This window comes from Paracidobacterium acidisoli (assembly GCF_003428625.2).
Taxonomy (GTDB): Bacteria; Acidobacteriota; Terriglobia; order Terriglobales; family Acidobacteriaceae; genus Paracidobacterium; species Paracidobacterium acidisoli.
Window position 1 is genome coordinate 473258 of sequence record NZ_QVQT02000001.1, and the last position, 18008, is coordinate 491265.

Annotated in this window: 17 protein-coding genes; 13 read left to right on the forward strand and 4 right to left on the reverse strand. The window is 64.0% G+C overall.

The genetic code is table 11. The features are described from left to right. Window positions 1-12 precede the first annotated feature (12 nt). The 6 genes from D0Y96_RS02050 to D0Y96_RS02075 all read left to right on the forward strand — a co-directional run bounded on the left by D0Y96_RS02050 (window position 13) and on the right by D0Y96_RS02075 (window position 6343). The gene (locus tag D0Y96_RS02050; RefSeq protein ID WP_117297664.1) at window positions 13-1269 is read left to right on the forward strand and encodes an aspartate aminotransferase family protein; all 1257 of its coding nucleotides are present in this window, start codon (window positions 13-15) and stop codon (window positions 1267-1269) included. After that, complete coding sequence (gene argF, locus D0Y96_RS02055) at window positions 1262-2269, forward strand: ornithine carbamoyltransferase (protein WP_252263382.1); 1008 nt, start codon at window positions 1262-1264, stop codon at window positions 2267-2269. The genes D0Y96_RS02050 and argF overlap by 8 nt, the downstream gene beginning before the upstream one ends. 111 nt (window positions 2270-2380) lie before the next feature. Continuing rightward, window positions 2381-3595: an argininosuccinate synthase gene (locus D0Y96_RS02060; RefSeq protein ID WP_117297666.1), complete on the forward strand. Its 1215-nt coding sequence runs from the start codon at window positions 2381-2383 to the stop codon at window positions 3593-3595. After that, window positions 3592-5022: an argininosuccinate lyase gene (argH, locus tag D0Y96_RS02065; RefSeq protein WP_350448949.1), complete on the forward strand. Its 1431-nt coding sequence runs from the start codon at window positions 3592-3594 to the stop codon at window positions 5020-5022. Before D0Y96_RS02060 ends, argH begins: the two co-directional genes overlap by 4 nt. Continuing rightward, window positions 5009-5530: a GNAT family N-acetyltransferase gene (locus tag D0Y96_RS02070; protein WP_117297668.1), complete on the forward strand. Its 522-nt coding sequence runs from the start codon at window positions 5009-5011 to the stop codon at window positions 5528-5530. Before argH ends, D0Y96_RS02070 begins: the two co-directional genes overlap by 14 nt. Window positions 5531-5590: 60 nt before the next feature. Beyond that, window positions 5591-6343, forward strand: coding sequence for a hypothetical protein (locus D0Y96_RS02075; RefSeq protein WP_117297669.1), 753 nt, complete (start codon window positions 5591-5593; stop codon window positions 6341-6343). 20 nt (window positions 6344-6363) lie between these two features. Here D0Y96_RS02075 and D0Y96_RS02080 read toward each other — a convergent pair whose 3' ends face one another. Further along, window positions 6364-7017 (reverse strand): class I SAM-dependent methyltransferase, encoded by a 654-nt coding sequence (locus D0Y96_RS02080; protein ID WP_199480148.1) that lies wholly within the window; start codon window positions 7015-7017, stop codon window positions 6364-6366. A 58-nt stretch (window positions 7018-7075) separates the two neighbouring features. On the opposite strand from D0Y96_RS02080, the gene D0Y96_RS02085 reads away from it, so the two are divergent. Then, window positions 7076-7585 (forward strand): MarR family winged helix-turn-helix transcriptional regulator, encoded by a 510-nt coding sequence (locus D0Y96_RS02085; RefSeq protein ID WP_117297670.1) that lies wholly within the window; start codon window positions 7076-7078, stop codon window positions 7583-7585. 38 nt (window positions 7586-7623) lie between these two features. Here D0Y96_RS02085 and D0Y96_RS02090 read toward each other — a convergent pair whose 3' ends face one another. Then, window positions 7624-9531, reverse strand: a complete 1908-nt coding sequence (locus D0Y96_RS02090; protein WP_350448950.1) for a M61 family metallopeptidase — start codon at window positions 9529-9531, stop codon at window positions 7624-7626. Between the two features lie 178 nt (window positions 9532-9709). Between D0Y96_RS02090 and tmk the strand changes: the two genes are divergently transcribed. From tmk to D0Y96_RS02110, 4 genes are all read left to right on the forward strand, one after another. Beyond that, on the forward strand, window positions 9710-10366 hold the full coding sequence (tmk, locus tag D0Y96_RS02095) for a dTMP kinase (RefSeq protein WP_117297672.1): 657 nt from the start codon (window positions 9710-9712) through the stop codon (window positions 10364-10366). A 35-nt stretch (window positions 10367-10401) separates the two neighbouring features. Next, window positions 10402-11808 (forward strand): cytochrome P450, encoded by a 1407-nt coding sequence (locus D0Y96_RS02100; protein WP_117297673.1) that lies wholly within the window; start codon window positions 10402-10404, stop codon window positions 11806-11808. A 63-nt stretch (window positions 11809-11871) separates the two neighbouring features. Then, window positions 11872-12966, forward strand: a complete 1095-nt coding sequence (locus D0Y96_RS02105; RefSeq protein ID WP_117297674.1) for a DNA polymerase III subunit — start codon at window positions 11872-11874, stop codon at window positions 12964-12966. A gap of 141 nt (window positions 12967-13107) precedes the next feature. After that, window positions 13108-13659, forward strand: coding sequence for a hypothetical protein (locus tag D0Y96_RS02110; RefSeq protein WP_117297675.1), 552 nt, complete (start codon window positions 13108-13110; stop codon window positions 13657-13659). Here the strand turns inward: D0Y96_RS02110 and D0Y96_RS02115 are convergent. Further along, entirely contained in the window at window positions 13656-14717 is a 1062-nt protein-coding gene (locus D0Y96_RS02115) for an L-threonylcarbamoyladenylate synthase (RefSeq protein WP_117297676.1), read from the reverse strand. The two genes, D0Y96_RS02110 and D0Y96_RS02115, sit on opposite strands and share 4 nt — an antisense overlap. A gap of 85 nt (window positions 14718-14802) precedes the next feature. Here D0Y96_RS02115 and D0Y96_RS02120 point away from each other — a divergent pair, with 85 nt between their 5' ends. Continuing rightward, window positions 14803-15387 carry a class IV adenylate cyclase gene (locus D0Y96_RS02120; RefSeq protein WP_117297677.1) on the forward strand — a complete coding sequence of 195 codons (585 nt, stop codon included), beginning with the start codon at window positions 14803-14805 and terminating at the stop codon, window positions 15385-15387. 21 nt (window positions 15388-15408) lie between these two features. On the opposite strand, the gene D0Y96_RS02125 is transcribed toward D0Y96_RS02120, so the two are convergent. Further along, window positions 15409-16812, reverse strand: a complete 1404-nt coding sequence (locus D0Y96_RS02125; protein ID WP_252263383.1) for an APC family permease — start codon at window positions 16810-16812, stop codon at window positions 15409-15411. A gap of 123 nt (window positions 16813-16935) precedes the next feature. Between D0Y96_RS02125 and D0Y96_RS02130 the strand changes: the two genes are divergently transcribed. Further along, complete coding sequence (locus tag D0Y96_RS02130) at window positions 16936-17994, forward strand: acyltransferase family protein (RefSeq protein ID WP_117297679.1); 1059 nt, start codon at window positions 16936-16938, stop codon at window positions 17992-17994. Window positions 17995-18008: the final 14 nt, after the last annotated feature.

The window sequence follows — 18008 nt, forward strand, 5'->3', positions numbered from 1 at the left end:
GAGACAAGCAGAATGAATCTGGAAGAAGTGAAAGCAGCGGAAGCAGAGCTGCTGCTGGCGACATACGAGCGCAATCCGATTTTGTTTGTTCGCGGCGAAGGCGTGTACCTCATCGACGAGAACGGCGAGCGTTATCTGGATCTGCTGAGCGGCATCGGCGTGAATGCGCTGGGCTATGCGCATCCGGCGATCGAGACGGCGATTGCGCAGCAGAGCAGCCGGCTGATTCACCTGTCGAACCTCTTCTATCACGAGGGACAGGCAAAGCTGGCAGAGCGCCTGACGAAGGCCGGCGGGATGGACCGCGCCTTCTTCTGCAACAGCGGCACCGAGGCGATGGAAGCCGCGCTCAAGCTGGCGCGCGCTTATGCCGGTGTGCGGCGCAGCGAGGGCGCGACACTGGGCACGAAGTTTCTGGCGCTCGAAAACAGCTTTCACGGCCGCACGATGGGCTCCGTGGCCGCGACGCACAAGGCGAAGTACCGCGAGCCGTTCGATCCGGTGATGCCGGGCGTGGAGTTTGTCCGCTTCAATGACGTGGAGGACCTGAAGGCGAAGTTCTCGACCGATGTCTGCGCGATTGTGCTCGAAGCGATTCAGGGCGAGGGCGGGATTCGGCCCGTATCGAAGGAGTTTCTGGCGACGGCGCGCGAGCTGACGCAGTCAACCGGCGCGCTGCTGATCGCCGATGAGATTCAGGCGGGCTTCGGACGCACCGGCAAGTGGTTTGCCTATCAGCATTACGGCGTGCAGCCGGACGTGGCGACGCTGGCCAAGCCCATTGCAGGCGGCCTTCCGCTGGGCGCGGTGCTCTGCACCAATGAAGCGGCGCGCGCCATTCATCCGGGCATGCACGGAACCACCTTTGGCGGCGGGCCGCTGGCCTGCGCCGTGGCGCTGGCCGTTCTCGACACCTTCGAGAACGAGCAGGTACTGGATCATGTAACCGAGATCGGCACATATTTTAAAGGCCGTCTCGAGCAGCTGGCGAAGAAGCACGACAGCGTGCTCGATGTGCGCGGCCTGGGCCTGATGCTGGCGATTGAGCTGAACACGGCCGAGCTGGCAAAGGAGGCGCTGAACGAGCTGCTGAAGCGGCGCATCATCGTCAATCGCACCAGCGAGACGGTGCTGCGTTTTCTGCCGCCGTACATTCTGGGCAAAGCGCACGTTGACGTGCTTGCCGAAGCCCTCGACGAAATTCTTACCGGGCAGACGGACGGCGAAGCCGGCGCTGCTCAGATTGCGGAAGGCAAACAGATTGGCTAGTAAAACAGTGGCAATCAACGATCTCGTCCCCGGCATCAGCGCATACGAGTCGCTGGCCGGCCGCGATCTGTGCTCCATCTCGGACTTCTCCCCCACGGAAGTCGCGGCGGTGATGGAGCTGGCTCACGCTCTCAAAGCGCATCCGGAGCGTTACCGCTGGGCGCTCGATGCGAAGCAGATGGTGATGTTCTTCGAGAAGGCCTCGCTGCGGACGCGGCTGACCTTCGAGACGGCGATCAATTCGCTGGGCGGATCGGCGATCTTTGTCGATCAGACGCAGTCGCCGCTCGGCGAGCGCGAGTCGCTTGCCGATATCGCGCGCAACCTCGAGCGCTGGGTCTCGATCATTGTGCTGCGCACCTATGCGCACGAGACGATCACGGAGATGGCGCAGTATGCCTCGGTGCCGGTGATCAACGCGCTCAGCGACCTCGAGCATCCCTGCCAGGCGATGGCCGATTTTCTTACGCTGGAGCAGCGCTTCGGCTCGGTGCGCGGGCTGAAGTTTACCTATGTGGGCGACGGCAACAACGTCTGCCATTCGCTGATGCTGATGGCGGCGCAGCTGGGCGCGCACTGCACGATCGGCACACCGAAGAATTATGCGCCCAAGGCGGATGTGGTGGCGCAGGCGCGGGCGATTGCCAACGTGACGGGCTCGGATATCACGCTGGTGAGCGATCCGGTGGCTGCTGTAACCGATGCCGATGCGGTCTACACCGATGTGTGCACCAGCATGGGCTTCGAGCATGAGGCGACGAAGCGCGCGCCGATCTTCAAGCCGTACCAGGTGAACGAGACGCTGATGTCGCACGCCGCGCCGCACGCGGTCTTTATGCACTGCCTGCCTGCGCATCGCAACGCGGAGGTGACGGACGCGGTGCTCGACGGACCGCAGTCGGCCGTCTTCGACCAGGCGGAGAACCGCATGCACGCGCAGAAGGCGCTGCTGCTGTTGCTGCTGGGCGGAGCGAAGGCAGGGCTGAGAGCGCAGGGCTGAAGGCGCGGAACGAGAATCTCCCGATTTTGTTTGCCGGCTGTGCTGTGAACGGCCGGTGTGTTGCAGGTGGCAGTTTTACCGAGCGTGTGACCGCTCCCGGAGTCTGAAGAGATGGCAAAGAAAGTAGCGCTGGCGTATTCGGGTGGACTCGATACATCGATCATCATCCCGTGGCTGAATGAAAATTATGGACTCGATGTGATCGCCGTGATCGCCGATGTGGGACAGGGCGAGGACATTGACGCCGTGATCGCCAAGGCATACGACACAGGCGCGAAGAAGGCCGTGGTGCGCGATCTGCGCGAAGAGTTCGTGAAGGACTACATCTTCCCCACGGTGAAGGCCGGCGCGATCTACGAGAACAAATATCTGCTCGGCACCTCGATTGCGCGTCCGGTGATTGCGAAGGCGCAGATAGAAGTGGCGCTTGAAGAGGGCGCGGAGTTTGTGGCGCACGGCTGCACCGGCAAGGGCAACGACCAGGTACGCTTCGAGCACGCGTATCAGGCGCTTGCTCCGGAGCTGAAGGTGATCGCGCCGTGGCGGGAGTGGACGCTGAAGTCGCGTGAGGACTGCCTCGATTACGCCGAAGCGCATGGGATTCCCGTGGCGGCAAGCCGCGCCAAGATCTACTCGCGCGACCGCAACCTGTGGCATCTGAGCCATGAGGGCGGCGAGCTGGAAGATGCGGGCAGCGCTCCGCTGCCGACTACCTGGGTGTGGACGAAGAGCCCGCAGGAGGCTCCCGACCGCGAAGAGGTGGTCGAGATCGGCTTCGAGAAGGGCGTGCCCGTCTCCGTCGACGGCATGAAATTAGATCCGGTTCAGCTGATTGACCTGCTGAATGAGATTGCCGCGCGCAACGGCGTGGGCCGCATCGATCTGGTGGAGAACCGCTTTGTCGGCATGAAGTCCCGCGGCATTTACGAGACGCCGGGCGGCACGCTGATCGTGCTGGCGCACCATGAGATCGAGACGCTGGCGCTGGACCGCGACGTGCTGCACTACAAGCAGCACGTGGGGCTGCGCTATGCGGACATCGTCTACAACGGCCTGTGGTTCACGCCGCTGCGCGAGGCCTTCGACGCCTTTGTCGACAACACGCAGCAGAACGTGACGGGCTCGGTGAAGCTGGCGCTCTACAAGGGCAACGTGAGCGTCGTCTCGCGCAAAAGCGAGTTCTCGCTCTTCTCGAATGAGCTGTCTTCGTTCACGATGGGCGACAGCTACGACCAGAAGGACGCGAAGGGCTTCATCCAGATCCTCGGCCTGCCGGCGCGGACCCGCGCCCGGCTGCTTGCGCAGAAGAAAGAGGCCGTCAAGTGAAGATGTGGGCAGGCCGCTTTCGCGAGCCGCTCGATTCGTTCTTTGACCACTGGCAGCGTTCGCTGCGCTTCGACTGGCAGCTTCTCCCGCAGGAGACGGCTGCCAGCGCGGCGCACGCCGAGGCGCTGAGGGCGGCTGGCGTGCTGACCGCAGGCGAGTGCGAGCAGATCACCAGCTCGCTCGCGGCGATTGCGGCGCATTACGCGGAGCAGCCGGAAGCGATCAGCGGCAATGCGCAGGCGGAGGATATTCATCACTTCGTCGAGCTGAACCTGACGGAACGGATCGGGGACCTGGGGCTGAAGCTGCATACCGGCCGCAGCCGCAACGAACAGATCGCGACCGACCTGCGGCTCTACGTGCGGGAGAGCATCGCTCTGCTGGTCTCCCGCCTGGGAGCGTGGGCTGAGGCGCTGGTGTCGCAGGCGAAAGCTGCCGGCGAGGCGGTGATGCCGTCGTATACGCATCTGCAGCGCGCCGAGCCTGTACTAGTGGCGCACTGGCTGCTGGCGTATGTGGAGATGCTGCTGCGCGATGTTTCGCGGCTGGACGACTGCGCGAAGCGGCTGAATTATTGCCCGCTGGGCTCAGGCGCGGTGGCAGGCGCAACGCTGGCGCTGGACCGCGGCATTGCCGCGTCGGCGCTGGACTTTACTGCTCCTACGGCGAACAGCATGGACGCCACCAGCGACCGCGACTTCGTCATAGAGTTTCTGCAGGCGCTGACGATGGTGGCTCTGCACGCGAGCCGCTTTGCCGAAGAGATCACGCTCTTCGCGACGGCGGAGTTCGGTTTTGTGGAGCTGCCGGAGGCTTTCTCCACGGGATCGAGCGCGATGCCGCAGAAGAAGAATCCGGACCTGACCGAGCTGGTGCGCGCCAAGGTGGGCCGCATCAACGGCGCAGCGCAGTGGGTGACGCTGCTGGTGAAGGGCCTGCCGCTGGCCTACAACAAAGACATGCAGGAGACGCAGGAGCCGGTCTTTGCAGCCGCCGTGGAGGCCGACCGGATGCTGCAGGTGCTGGCGCCCTTTACGCGGGCGGTGAAGTTCCGCGCCGACCGCATGCGCGCCGCGTGCGAGGCGGGCTATCTGAACGCCATGGCGGCGGCGACGTATCTCGTGCACAAGGGAGTTCCCTTCCGCAAGGCGCATGAGAAGATCGGCAACGCCGTGCGCTACGGTCTCGACAGCGGCCGCGAGCTGAATGACCTTTCCCTCGAAGAGCTGAAGCAGTTCGGTCCCGAGTTTGAAGGCGACTTCTTCGCGGCAATCACGCTCGAAGCCACGCTGGACTGCCACGATGTAACCGGCGGCACGGCGCGGCATCGCGTGAAGGCGGCTCTGGCCGATGCGGAGCGGCGCATCGAAACGCTCAAAGAAACATCAGTTATCCAAGAGGTTGAAACGACCCATGCAGGTGCGTAAAGCGCGCCTCTACGACGCGACGAATATCTATGAGCTGGTCAACAGCCTGTCCCACGACGGGACGCTGCTGCATCGCGCCTTCGCCGAGATCTGCGAGAACATTCGCGACTTCACCATCGCCGAGAGCGAGGCCGGAGTCTTTCTGGGCTGCGGCGCGCTGCACTTCTACGGGCCGCATCTGGTCGAGGTGCGGTCGATTGTGGTGAAGCCCGAAGCCAAAGGCCACGGCGCGGGCGGCGCGCTGCTGCAGGCGCTGCTGGCCGAGGCCGAAGATCACGGCGTGGGCTGCGTGTGCCTGTTCACACGCATTCCCGACTTCTTCTTCCGCTATGGATTTCGCGAGGTGGAAGACCGCGCCGCATTGCCGGACAAGATCTTCAAGGACTGCCAGAACTGCCCGCGCCTGTACAAGTGCGACGAGGTAGCGATGGCGCGCGGCCAGCTTCCCCGCGTCTCGATCCTCGGGCCACGCGTCGAAGCCGAGCAGCTTGTGAAGCTGACGGGCTGAACGGGCAGCGGCGTACAATCGACTTTCACTGAGGGCCCCGCGGCAGGTGAAAGCAACGCAATGAACTGGAAGCTGGAACTAGCGCTCTTTTCCTGCGCCGTACTCGGGCTGCGCCACGGCTTCGACTACGATCATCTGGCGGCCATCTCCGACATTACCGCTGTGCAGCGATCCTGGAAGCAGGGCATGCGCCTCGGCGTGACCTATGCGCTGGGGCATGCGTTCACCGTGGTTGCGCTGGGCGCGATGGTGATTCTGCTGCATATTCCGCTGCCGGCGCGGCTCGACGCATGGACCGAGCGGCTGATCGGCGCCACGCTCATCGTTCTGGGCATCGGCGTGGTCGCGAGCCTGGCGCGGCGGGCGCACAGCCACTCCCACATTGCGATGCAGAGCCGCTGGGCGATCCTGATCGAAGGCTGCCAGTACGTATGGTGGCGCGCGACGAAGCTGTTCCATCCGGAGACACCGCGCCCCGCGCCCTTTGCCTGGAACTACAACGGCGGAACGGTCTTCGGCATCGGCGTGCTGCACGGGCTGGGCGCGGAGACGCCGAGCCAGCTCATGCTGTTTCTGCTGGCGGCGAGCCTGGGCGGCACGGGCAAGGGCTTTCTGGGGCTGCTTGCCTTTGCTCTCGGCCTGGTCGCGATGAACACGCTGATGACCGCCTCGCTTGGCGGCATCTTCGGCCTGGGGCTGCATCGCCCGCACCTCTACCGCTGGGTTGCGATGGCGGGCGCAGCGTACAGCTTCGCCATCGGCGTGATCTTTCTGCTGGGAGCGTCCGACATGCTGCCGCCGCTCGGCAGCTGAGACGGCCAGACGCGAGCCTCTCAGCGCTCAAACCAGATTTCCATGCCTACCGGCTCGGGACGAATCTCCGTGTTTCGGAAGGGAATCCTCGCCAGCATGCGCTCGAACTCCAGCATGGTGTAAGCGCGCTTCAGCAGACTGAAACGGAAGACGAACTTCATAAAGAGACGATTGAGTGCGGAGACACCGAGGCCGTCGACGTACTTTGCGATCTCAGACATGGACGTGTCGCGGCGCAGATCGATGATGAGAGCGCGGCCGCCCGGCTTCAGGACGCGGTGCATCTCCTGCAGCGCGCCGATGGGATCGGAGAAGTTCTTGAAGGCGGCGCGGCAGATGAGGAAATCGAAGCTCTTTTCCGGGAAGGGCATCTTCGACGCATTGCCCTGCTCGAAACGCACGCCGACACCCAGCTCTTCCGCGTTGCGGCGGGCAAGATCGACGAAGGTGCGGCTGATATCGAGACCGGTGACGCGAAAGCGATTCCCCTTTGCCAGCTCGATCGAGAGAAAACCCGGCCCGGGAGCGACTTCGAGAATGTCACCGCCGGCGGGCAGCATCGTGGCGATCCGTTCGGCGAGCAGGCGGAACTGATTCATATCCTTACGGGTAGTTTTCTCGTACCAGCGGGCGATGGAGCCTTCCATGCCCATTCCCCTGTATGCTTTTTCCATCGCATTACCTCAATCGGAATATATCTTATTTAATAAGATACTTTACTAATAAGCATCCATGGCTCCTTTGTCAAATGAAAACCGCGCCCGCCTCTTTGCCGATCTCACCCGCTCGGTCCGTCTGTTCATTGCCGGCGCCAGCCTGTTCAGCCAGAGAGTGGCAGACAAGCTGAACATGCATCCGACGGATCTGCAGTTTCTGAATCTGCTGGAGCTGCTGGGGCCGTTGACGCCAGGCACTCTGGCACAGTGCAGCGGATTAACGACGGGCGGCGTGACGGTGGTTCTGGACCGTCTGGAAAAGAGCGGCTATATCCGGCGCCTGCCTAATCCCGCAGACCGGCGCAGCGTGCTGGTCGACTGGATTCCGGCGAAACGGAAGAAGGTCACGTCGAACTACGACGCGGTCGAGGGGCAGTTCCACATGATTCTCGGGGAGTTTTCAGAAGAAGAGCTGCAGACGGTGCTGACCTTTTTCTCGACGGCCAATGCGGCGAGGTCGCGGGAGAAAAGCAGTGCGGGAAAACAGAGTAGGACCAGGACAGGTATAGGAAGGCCGCAGGCCTGATGCTGTGGAGCGGTGCCCTGCTCCACAAAGGCACGCGATCAGTTTTTGGCAGGCGCCTGCTCTTTGCCGGTGAGCGGCGCGATGATCTCGTCGAGCAGGTCGGGAGTTCCGTCGACGCGCTCGAGGTGCGGGAAGCGCAGGCCGTCGTAATAGTCCAGATGGACGATTTTGTAATAGCCGGTGTTGACGACGATGAGCTCGATCGGCGTCTTGCTTCCCTTCGCACCGGTGATGGCATCGCCGAGCAGCTGCGGGCTGAACTGGCGTCCGTTCACGGCGATGATCTGCATGCCGGGACCGAGGCCGGACTTGTCGGAGACGGAGCCCATCAGCACGTCATCGATGTGGCCGTCGTTGGAGACGTTGATGCCGATGGCCCACCACGCCTGGCTTTCGCCGAGGCCGGCGGCGCGGGCCTGCGTGTATTCGCTGGGCTGATCGGTGTAAACGAGGCGGTATCCGCCGTGCTCGATGCCGTCGAGCGGAGCGTGCGGTGACTTGCTGGTGAGCCGCTGGCGCAGAAAGCCCGCCCAGTCGTACGGCACAACGGCGTTGAGGTTCGCGACGATGTCGTCGAAGGTGTAGGGCACGACCTTCGGCTGCGTGTTGCCGCCGAGGCCGAGGAAGCGCGCCGCGAAATCGTTGAGGCTTTTTTTGTCGTTCGTCAGACGGCGAATGCTGGTGTCGACGTCGAGCCAGACCAGCTCGCCCTCGGGATAATAATCGACGTTGCGGCGCCAGTTGTCCCATTGCGGGCTGGCTTCGTAGAGCGTCTGCGCGGCGGTCGCGGTGTCCTGCAGATCGCGCCAGGTGCGGCCGGGGCGGTAGTCGAGCGTGGCGGCGCTGCTGGCCAGCGCGTCGCGGTATTCGGAGGGCGTTTCGATTTTGCTGCGCGCGGCGAGCACGTCGCCGTAGTACTGCGTGAGCCCTTCATAGACCCAGAGAAGATTGCCCTTCATGGGGTCTTCGTAGTTGCCGGTGGCGAGGCCGGCGGGGCGGCGGTATTTGCCGTTCCAGGAGTGGGTGAACTCATGCGGCAGCAGATCGGCTGAGAGCAGCTGGAGATTGTCGTCGACGAAGGTCTTCTCGGGCACGCGGTCATCACTCGACTGATGGTGTTCGAGGCCGAAGTGCGATACCTGATCGCTGGCGGTGACGAGGAAGTGATAGCTGTCGTAGTGCCGCGATTTGTAGAGCGCTCCGGTTTCGCGGATCAGATTGCTGAAGGCATCGAGCGTGCTGCTGCTGAGGCGCAGATCTTCCGGGCCGTCGGCGGCGATATCGAGGTAGTGCTTCGGCGTGATCTCGGGCGCGAGCGGAAACTCTTTAAAGTAGCGGCCGGTGAGCAGCGGCGAATCGACGAGCTGCTCGAGCGACACGGCGGCGAAGTGAATGGTGCTGCCGTCCTGACTGGTCTTTGTCAGAGCGGTGCCGTACTGCCAGCCCGCGGGCAGCGTCACGGCTGGCTCGACGGAGATGTCTGCGGACTGATGACCGGAGGGATAAAGCACCACCTCATTCCAGCTGAGAACGGCGAGGCTGGCGCTGGTGGAGGCGCCGGCGGAGAATCCTGTAGCGGCGGCGGTCGCCAGAAAATCGCACTTCGCGTCGAGCATGGTGACGCCCTGCGGCACGGTGAGGTGAAAGGCGTACATGTTCACGTCGTCGCGCACCCAGGGGATCTCCTGCCCGTTGGCGGTGAAGACGAGGCCGGCGAGATCGTCGATGGGGCCGTCGGGGCTGTGCTCGCCGGGAATCCACTTCGCGTACAGCAGGGTCAGCGGTCCAGGCGTGACCGGAATGGTGAGGCGCGCGTGCAGAATTTTGCGCGGAGCATCGGTCACATCGACGGTTACATGAATGGGTGTGGAGGATTGAGCGACGGCAGGGAGAATGGCGGTCAGAGCGGATGCGATGAACAGACCAGAGAAAAAGAGCAGCTTCAAGCGGCTTCCTCCTGCGGAAATGCGAAGATTCAGTGTATCGGGAGCGGTCTGTATGCGCACTCTGCTTTCCGGCTTTGTTTGCGTGGCGTCCACTTTCGAACGATGATCTGCGGCGCAGTGAAGATCTGCGGCGCAGTGCGCGACGCGATGAGGTAAACAGCCTGCTACACTCAAGCGCATGCCCCGCGGATTCTTTCTGACTTTTGAGGGACTGGATGGCTCCGGAAAGACGACGCAGCTTCGCCGGCTGGCGACATGGCTGGAGGGCCGCGGCGAGCCGATGGTGATCACGCGGCAGCCGGGCGGCACGCGGCTGGGCGATAAGGTGCGCGCGGTGCTGCTCGATTCGCGCACGGAGAAGATCGCTCCGATGGCGGAGCTGGGGCTGATGTTCTCAGACCGGGCGCAGTGCCTGGACGAGGTGATTCGTCCGGCGCTCGATGCGGGAAAGATCGTTCTCTGCGACCGGTACACCGATTCGACCGAGGCGTATCAGGGCGGCGGCCGCGAGCTGGGCAGCGAGGTGGTCCGCAGCATGCATGCGGTGATGTGCGGAGGGCTCGATCCCGACCTGACGATTCTGCTGCTGCCGGACTTCGACCGGTCGCTGGCCCGGGCGCGGCGGCGCAACGACCGCAGCGCAGAAGAAGGCAAAGACGAAGGCCGCTTCGAGAGCGAGGATGAGCGCTTCTACCGCCGGGTCTTCGACAAGTATCGCGAGATCGCGGAGCGGGATGCTTTGCGTGTGGTGGTAATCGATGGCGATGCCGGCATTGAAGCGATTCATGAGCGCATCGTAAAAGTGACGGCAGAGCGGCTGCGGCTGCGGTCATAACGCTCTGCGCAAATCTCTCCGCCCGATGGACCCGCATGGCAGCACAGGTGGAAACAGAACGGCAATGGACGGTCGTGGAGCGGAACGGCTATCGCTTTCCGCCCGGGCTGAAGCGCAACCTCCCGTACTACCTGGCGCGACGTTTTTTCCGGCCCGGCGATCCGATCCGCCTCTTTGAATATCTCTCCGCCACGTACGGCCGCATGGCGCATTACCGGCTGCTGAGCAGTGACATCATTCTGGTCAGCGAGCCGGAGTTTATCCAGGAGATTCTCGTCAGCCAGGCGCAGAGCTTCATCAAGGAGCGGACGCAGCGGCGCATGAAGATCCTGCTGGGCGAAGGACTGATTACGAGCGAAGGGGAGTTCCATAAGCGGCAGCGCCGCATTGCCGCGCCGGCCTTTCACCGGCAGCGCATTCAGGCCTATGGCGCGGTGATGGTGGAGCGGGCCGCGGCGATGCGCGATGCGTGGCAGCCGGGCACGGAGATCGACGCCTTCGCCGAGATGATGCGGCTCACGCTGCAGATTGTGGCGCGCACGCTGCTGAACACCGATGTGACGGGCGATGTGCAGCGCATCAACGACGAGGTGAACGCGATCATGGACCTGTACAACTACCTGGTCGTGCTGCCCCGCGCCGAAGCCTATCTGCACTGGCCGATCCCGGGCCTGATGCGCTTTCGCCGCGCCCGGCGCAGGCTTGACAAGGTGGTCTACCGCATCATTGCGCAGCATCGCGCGGACGGCGTCGACCGCGGGGATCTGCTCTCGATGCTGCTGCGCGCGCGCGACGATGAAGCAGACCACGCGGGCATGACCGACGAGCAGCTGCGTGACGAGGTGCTGACGATCTTTCTGGCCGGATATGAAACCGTCGCCAATGCGCTGACGTGGACATGGAAGCTGCTGGCGGAAAATCCCGAAGCCGAAGCGAAGCTGCATGCCGAAATCGAAGCTGTGCTGAAAGGGCGGCTGCCCACGCTCGACGATCTGCCCCGCCTGAAGTACACGGAGATGGTGCTGGCTGAGGCGATGCGGCTTTATCCGCCGGCGTGGGCGATGGGACGGCAGGCGGTGCGAGAGATCGAGCTGGGGCCATACCGCTTTCCCGCCGGAACCTACTTCTTCTTCAGCCAGTACCTCATCCAGCGCAGCGCGGATCACTTTCCCGATCCGCTGCGCTTCGATCCGGAGCGCTTTACGCCCGAGCGGAAGGCGCGGCGCTCGCGCTTCGTCTACTTCCCTTTCGGCGCGGGAGCGCGGCAGTGCATCGGCGAGCCCTTTGCGTGGATGGAGGGCGTGCTGATCCTCGCGACGATTGCGCAGCGGTGGCGGCTGCGCCTGGTTCCGGAACAGCGGATCGAGCTGCAGCCGAAGATCACGCTGCGGCCGAAGTACGGCATCCGCATGATGCCGGAGCAGGCGGAAGGGCCGCGCTGACAGGGGCTCTCCTCCTGTATGCGGGAAAATGCCGGCCTGCGGGAAATGCTTTAGTCTGAACGGGTGGGATTCGCCGATTTTCTCGGGAACGAAGCGACGGTGCGGCATCTGCGCGAGGCGCTTGCGGCAGACCGGCTGCCTCATTCGCTGATTCTGGCCGGGCCGCGGGGCGCGGGAAAGTACACGCTGGCGATCATGCTGGCGCAGGCGGCCAACTGCCTCAGCCCCGCGGAAACCGATGGCCTGCCGGACTTCTGCGGCGTCTGCTCGAACTGCGAGCGGATTGGCCAGGCGGCGGACCTGAACGCCCGCGTCGACGAAGCCCTTGCCGCTCGCGATGAGCTGCGCGAGGTCGATAAGAAAGAGACGCGCATTCTGGTGCAGACGCATCCGGATGTGCTGGTGATTCCTCCCGATCCGCCGCAGCTGCTGATCAAGCTGGGCCAGGTGCGCACGCTGATCCGCGAGATTTACCGCATTCCGGCGCAGGCAAGGCGGGCTTTTTATATCTTCACCAGCTCCGCGTTTATGAAGGAGGCGGCGAACTCGCTGCTGAAGGTGCTGGAAGAGCCGCCGGAGCATGCAAGCATTCTGCTGCTGACGGAAAACCCGGGTGAGCTGCTGCCCACGATCCGCTCCCGCGCCAGCACGTTCCGCCTGGGTGCGATTCCGCTCGAAGAGATCGAGGCGCTGCTGGCGCAGCGGCGCACGGACTGGAAGCCGGCGGAGCGGGCGCTGATTGCGCGGCTTGCGGAGGGCGCTGTGGGGCGGGCACTGAGCTTCGATCTGGCCGGATACCTGGCCAGCCGCGCAGACGCTCTGGTGATTCTGCGCAACGCTACCCGCGAGCCCGACTACTCCACGCTTTTTCGCATGACGGAGACCTACCGCGCCGGAGCCGAGGGCCAGGAAAAGACGGCGGGGCTGCTGCGCGCCTTTCATGCGCTGCTCGAAGACCTGCTGCTGCTGCGGGAGGGTGCGCCACACCTGGTGCGCAATATCGATCTGCAGAAGGAGCTGGCGGCGCTGGCCGACGGCGTAACACTGGCCTGGATCGAGGCGGCGGCGCGCGGGGCGCAGGCGGTGGAATCGGGGATGCGCCGCAACCTGCTGCGCTCGCTGGCGCTCGATTCCTTTGCCACCCAGCTGGTGCGCTGATCCCCCTGCCTGCGCTTTTTCTGGCGCGCCGCACAGGGCTGGGGTACGATAGCTGCAAGCAAACCAAAAACAAGTGATCTGCCGTACGTCGCGGATGCTTTTCCCCGCATCTAACGCTGGCAGAATCTCTCACTGAGGGCTATGGCGAACCCATCTCATTTACCGGATACCGGTGCGTACCCGGTGCGCTCCGAGACCGCTCCGGAACCGCGTACGGCGAACGCCAAAGGCGCTGCGCGCAGTGCGCGGCCCATACCTCCTGCTTCCGCGGAGACGCCGGCACCCGCCGCTGCGGCAGCCTCCGGGCCGGATTCCGGCACGACGCCGCGTGTGACCGAAATCGACGCCAACATTATGGGACCGCGCAAGCTGATTCGTCCCACGCTGCCGGCCCGCGCCCTGCAGGACCGCAGCTTCAGCCGCCGCAACGATCCGGTGCTCGCGCACCACGCTGCGATGCTGCAGACGCCTTCGTCGCTCGAAGCCTCGCACGCGGAGGCCTTCTACTTTCAGAAACAGATGCAGGCACAGACGCAGATGGTCTTCGTTCTTGAGGACGGAGAGACGATCGAAGGCTATATCGAGTGGTACGACCGCAATGCCATCAAGGTGCGCAACAGCACCCGCACGCTGATCTACAAGGCGGGCATCAAATATCTCTATAAGGCGGGCGAAAACCGCACTTCCTTTTAACTGCTGCGCGCTGCTTTTCTGAGCCGGTCGCCGATGGCCGCGCCGATGCCCTGAGCGGGCGGCAGCGGGCAGACGATCACCGACGCGCCCGCGCCGTCGAGCCAGCGGAGCCCGGCAAAGAGCCGCTGCGCCAGCTCCCCGGCATCGCTCCACTTTCCCCATCGCCATACCGCTGCCGATTCGCCGATGGCCGCGCTCTCAAAGGCATCGGGCAGCATGAGTCCGACGCGCTCGTGGGATGCTTCGGCTTGCCGCACGGCATCGAGAAACGCTCTCTTCTGCGATTCGCCTTCGCCCTGCACCAGCACCAGCCGCGCCCGGGGCGCGTAATGGCGGATGCCGACGCCGGGCGACGGCAGCGAAGCGGGCTCGGCGGCCTGCACGGTGGCGGCCTCGAAGAACATGACGGCAGAGGGGATCACGGCCTGTATCTGCTCGAGGGTGATGACGCCGGGACGGTAGACGATGCACGGCTCTTCACAGACATCGATCACGGTCGATTCGAGACCGTGCGTGGTCTCGCCGGAGTCGAGAATGGCGTCGATGCGGCCGTCGAGGTCCTGCAGGACGTGCTCGGCCAGAGTAGGGCTGGTGCGTCCGAAGGTGTTTGCGCTGGGCGCGGCGAGGGGCAGGCCGGCGGCGCGGATGAGCGCATGAGCGACGGGATGCTGCGGCATGCGCACGCCCACGCGCGGGCGTCCGGCGGTCACGGCATCCGGAATACCGGCATGCCTGGGCAGCAGCAGCGTGAGAGGGCCGGGCCAGAAGGCGTCTATGAGACGACGTGCGCTCCCGGGCACTTCGGCGGCGACACGCGCGAGCATCTCCGGCCCGTCGACGTGAACGATGAGCGGGTCCCAGGAGGGACGCTGCTTGGCGGCGAAGATCTTCGCAACGGCTTCGGCGCGCAGCGCATTCGCGCCCAGCCCGTAGACGGTTTCGGTGGGAAAGGCGACGGTGCCGCCGCGGCGCAGAATCTCCGCCGCCTGGGCGATCGAGGCCGCGGATTCGCTGCTTCCGGGCGCCTGCGCGTCCACACGAAGACGCACGGTTTTCATGGGTGGGCCATCCTGTGCTGATCCAGACTTTCATTATCCATGCTCATCGCCCGATTCCGGCAGAGGCGGCTCGTATACTTGTGGCATGAGCGCGATGGAAGTCGAGGTGAAGTTCCGCGTCGCCGATATACGGGCGCTCGAGAGCACGCTCCGCGAGATCGGCTTCCGCGAGGTTACGCCACGCACCTTTGAGCGCAATGTGCTCTTCGATACGCGCGACCGCAGACTGCGCGCGCAGCAGGCGATCCTGCGCGTCCGGCAGTACGGCGACCGCTGGATCGTCACGCACAAGCGCCTGCCCGACAACCACGATCCGGCGGCGCGGCACAAAAGCCGCGTGGAGACGGAGACTGTGGTGGACGACGGCGAGGCGATCGGCACGATCTTCTCGCAGCTTGGATACCTTCCCTCCTTCGCCTACGAAAAATGGCGCACGGAGTACGCCGACCATACGGGCCACTGCGTTCTGGACGAAACGCCGATCGGCATCTTTGCCGAGCTGGAAGGCCCGCCGGAGTGGATCGACGCCACGGCGAAGCGGCTGCGCCTCGATCCCTCCGCGCTGATGACGCTCAGCTATGGACGCCTCTTCGATCAGTGGAAGCAGGAGACGGGCAGCAGCGCCGGGAACCTGACCTTCGACGAGATCGAGGCTCCGCAAAAGAAGTAAGAGCAGCAACAGACTGCTGTTTCAGCGTGGCCCGGTTTCCCACTGCGCGAACGGCCATTCGCTGCGCCGGCGCGCGCGGATGAGGTACAGCAGGCCGCCTGCGGCTGCGACGACGACCGCGTAGAGGAATTCGCGCTGCGCCTCATGACGCGAGACCAGGATAAACAGGAAGCCTGCGAGCGCGGCCAGCGGAGGCAGCGGGTAGAGCCAGATGCGGAAGGGGCGCGGCATCTCCGGCCGCCGCATGCGCAGAAGAATCACGCCGATCTGCTGCAGCACGTACTGCAGCAGAATGCGGATCACCACCAGCGCGGCGATGACCTGCGCGAGCGTAAAGAAGCAGAAGACGGCGGCCACAACCCCGAGAGCGAGCAGCGAGACATCGGGAAACCTGTGCTTCGGGTGGACGTGCGCGAAGGCGCGGAAGTAATTGCCGTCGAGCGCCGCGGCATAGGGCACGCGCGAGTAGCCGAGCAGCAACGCGAAGACCGAGGCGAAGGCCGTCCACATAATGAGCGCGGCAACGGCGGCGGCGGCGTGTGTGCCGAGGGTGCGGGCGACCATGTCGGCCACGGCGGTGCGGCTCATCTGCCCGGCGGGAATCACGCCCAGAACGCTGACGTTCATCGCCAGATAGAGCAGCGCGACGGCGAAGATCGAGAGCAGCACGGCGCGCGGAATGGTGCGGCCGGGGTCGCGCATCTCGCCGCCGAGCAGACACACGTTGTAGTAGCCCCAGTAATCGTAAGTAGCGAGCAGTGTCGCGGCGCCGAGACCGGCGAAGAATCCGGGAGAGAGGGCGAAGGCGTGCGGCGGCAGGCGGAAGAGCTCAGGATGAAAATGCGTGTAGCCCGCCACCAGCACCACGCCCATGGTGAACATGACTCCGCCCCACAGCACCCAGGCCATGCGCGCAATCTGCGACAGGTTGCGGTAGAGGAGCATGACGATGAACAGGCACACGCAGGCGGCGAGCACGCTGGTTCGGCGCACCGGCAGTCCCGGCACCATGCCGTTGAGGCCGGGAACGAGGAAGGCCGCGTACTCCGCGAAGCCGATGCAGCCTGAGGCGATGGACAACGGCGCGCTGAAGCCGAGCTGCCAGATATAGAGGAACGAGATGAGGTGGCCCGCGCCGCGGCTGCCGTAGATTTCGCGCAGATAGGTATAGGAGCCGCCGGCCTCGGGCATGGCCGCGCCCAGCTCGGACCATACGAGCCCGTCGCAGACGGCGATCAGAGCACCGAGCGTCCATCCGGCGAGCGCGCCCCATCCGGCTGCCCAGCCGCCGCCGACACCGCTCATGGCTGCGACGACCAGCGGCAGCGTGATGAAGGGGCCCACGCCGATCATGTTGATCATGTTCAGCGTGATGCCGCTGCCCAGGCCGATTCTGCGCTCGAGCTCCGGCGCCGGTGCCGTCATACCGGCCCTGCTTTTCGTACAGGAGGTGCATTCATCCCGGTTTTCGCCGCGCATTCCCGGCCGAGGAGACACCCGCTGCCCTGGCTATAATGAAGTTTCACCATCCTCACGTCCCGGCACAACATGCTAAAAAAAATTACGGGCCCCGGCCTGTTCCGCTTATTTCTCGCGCTGCTGGTCTTCGTGCACCATACCACGCGTTTTGCAATAGGCATCTGTGCGGTCTATATCTTTTTTTGCCTGAGCGGATACTGGATTTACAAAATGTATCGCGGAAGATATGCCGCGACGCGGCGGCCTTATCTGACCTATCTGGTTTCGCGGGCATGGCGGCTGCTGCCGGTCTTTGCGCTCATTTCTCTGCTCACGCTCCTGTTCCTGTACATCAACGGAACTCTGGGCGCTGCCTGGAATGCGACCAGCCCGTTCCACTTCATTGTGTCCAACCTCTTTATCTTCGGCTATGGCACACTGCCCGTGAAACCGATCGATGCTGCCTGGTCGCTTGACGTCGAGATGCAGTTTTATCTCGTCGCTCCGCTGCTGGCGGCGCTGCTCGCCTGGCGACGGGTATCCATCGGCTGGATTCTCCTCGTGGCGGCCGCCGTTTCTCTGGCGTCGGTGTATCTGCACAATCCCGTCAGCGCCGTGAATTACACACTCTTCTTTCTCGTCGGAATGGCTGCGGCCTCCACCGACTGGCGCCCCTCCGGGCGTGTGGCTGTAATATCTGCGGGGGGCACCGCGCTTGTCATTTTCCTGATTGTGGTTTCGCCTTTTAAAAGTGTCCTGCTGGCTGGAGCACATCCAGGACCGTTCTCCGACTGGGCACCGCACGCCAACGTTATTCTGGCACTCTTCATGGCTCCCTATGCCATCTACACCACCACGCAGAAAGGCTTCGCCCTCGACGGCATGTTTGCCGATCTTTCCTACGAGTTCTATCTGCTTCACGGCACGGCCGTCGCGTGGATCGCCACTCATCCTGGCGGGGTTCTGCACCGTCTCATCACCATGGCCCTTTCGCTGATCGCGGTTCTCGCAGTCTCCACGGCCATCTGGAAGTTTTATGACCGCCCCATCAACCGCATGCGCTCCCGCTGGGTCAGCAGGCGGAAGAAGCTGATCTCCACGCAGACGCGGACCGCGCAGGCCGCTGCGGCCGAGGTGGCAGGCCCCTGATGAGCAGGAGAGAC

What these genes read in the sequence shown, in the direction of transcription:
- D0Y96_RS02070 (WP_117297668.1), top strand. Translation starts at nt 5,009, where the DNA reads ATGCAGGTGCGTAAAGCGCGCCTCTACGACGCGACGAATATCTATGAG.
- D0Y96_RS02060 (WP_117297666.1), top strand. Translation starts at nt 2,381, where the DNA reads ATGGCAAAGAAAGTAGCGCTGGCGTATTCGGGTGGACTCGATACATCG.
- D0Y96_RS02085 (WP_117297670.1), top strand. Translation starts at nt 7,076, where the DNA reads ATGGCTCCTTTGTCAAATGAAAACCGCGCCCGCCTCTTTGCCGATCTC.
- tmk (WP_117297672.1), top strand. Translation starts at nt 9,710, where the DNA reads ATGCCCCGCGGATTCTTTCTGACTTTTGAGGGACTGGATGGCTCCGGA.
- D0Y96_RS02075 (WP_117297669.1), top strand. Translation starts at nt 5,591, where the DNA reads ATGAACTGGAAGCTGGAACTAGCGCTCTTTTCCTGCGCCGTACTCGGG.
- D0Y96_RS02115 (WP_117297676.1), bottom strand. Translation starts at nt 14,717, where the DNA reads ATGAAAACCGTGCGTCTTCGTGTGGACGCGCAGGCGCCCGGAAGCAGC.
- D0Y96_RS02120 (WP_117297677.1), top strand. Translation starts at nt 14,803, where the DNA reads ATGAGCGCGATGGAAGTCGAGGTGAAGTTCCGCGTCGCCGATATACGG.
- D0Y96_RS02100 (WP_117297673.1), top strand. Translation starts at nt 10,402, where the DNA reads ATGGCAGCACAGGTGGAAACAGAACGGCAATGGACGGTCGTGGAGCGG.
- D0Y96_RS02130 (WP_117297679.1), top strand. Translation starts at nt 16,936, where the DNA reads ATGCTAAAAAAAATTACGGGCCCCGGCCTGTTCCGCTTATTTCTCGCG.
- D0Y96_RS02110 (WP_117297675.1), top strand. Translation starts at nt 13,108, where the DNA reads ATGGCGAACCCATCTCATTTACCGGATACCGGTGCGTACCCGGTGCGC.
- D0Y96_RS02050 (WP_117297664.1), top strand. Translation starts at nt 13, where the DNA reads ATGAATCTGGAAGAAGTGAAAGCAGCGGAAGCAGAGCTGCTGCTGGCG.
- D0Y96_RS02125 (WP_252263383.1), bottom strand. Translation starts at nt 16,812, where the DNA reads ATGACGGCACCGGCGCCGGAGCTCGAGCGCAGAATCGGCCTGGGCAGC.
- D0Y96_RS02080 (WP_199480148.1), bottom strand. Translation starts at nt 7,017, where the DNA reads ATGGAAAAAGCATACAGGGGAATGGGCATGGAAGGCTCCATCGCCCGC.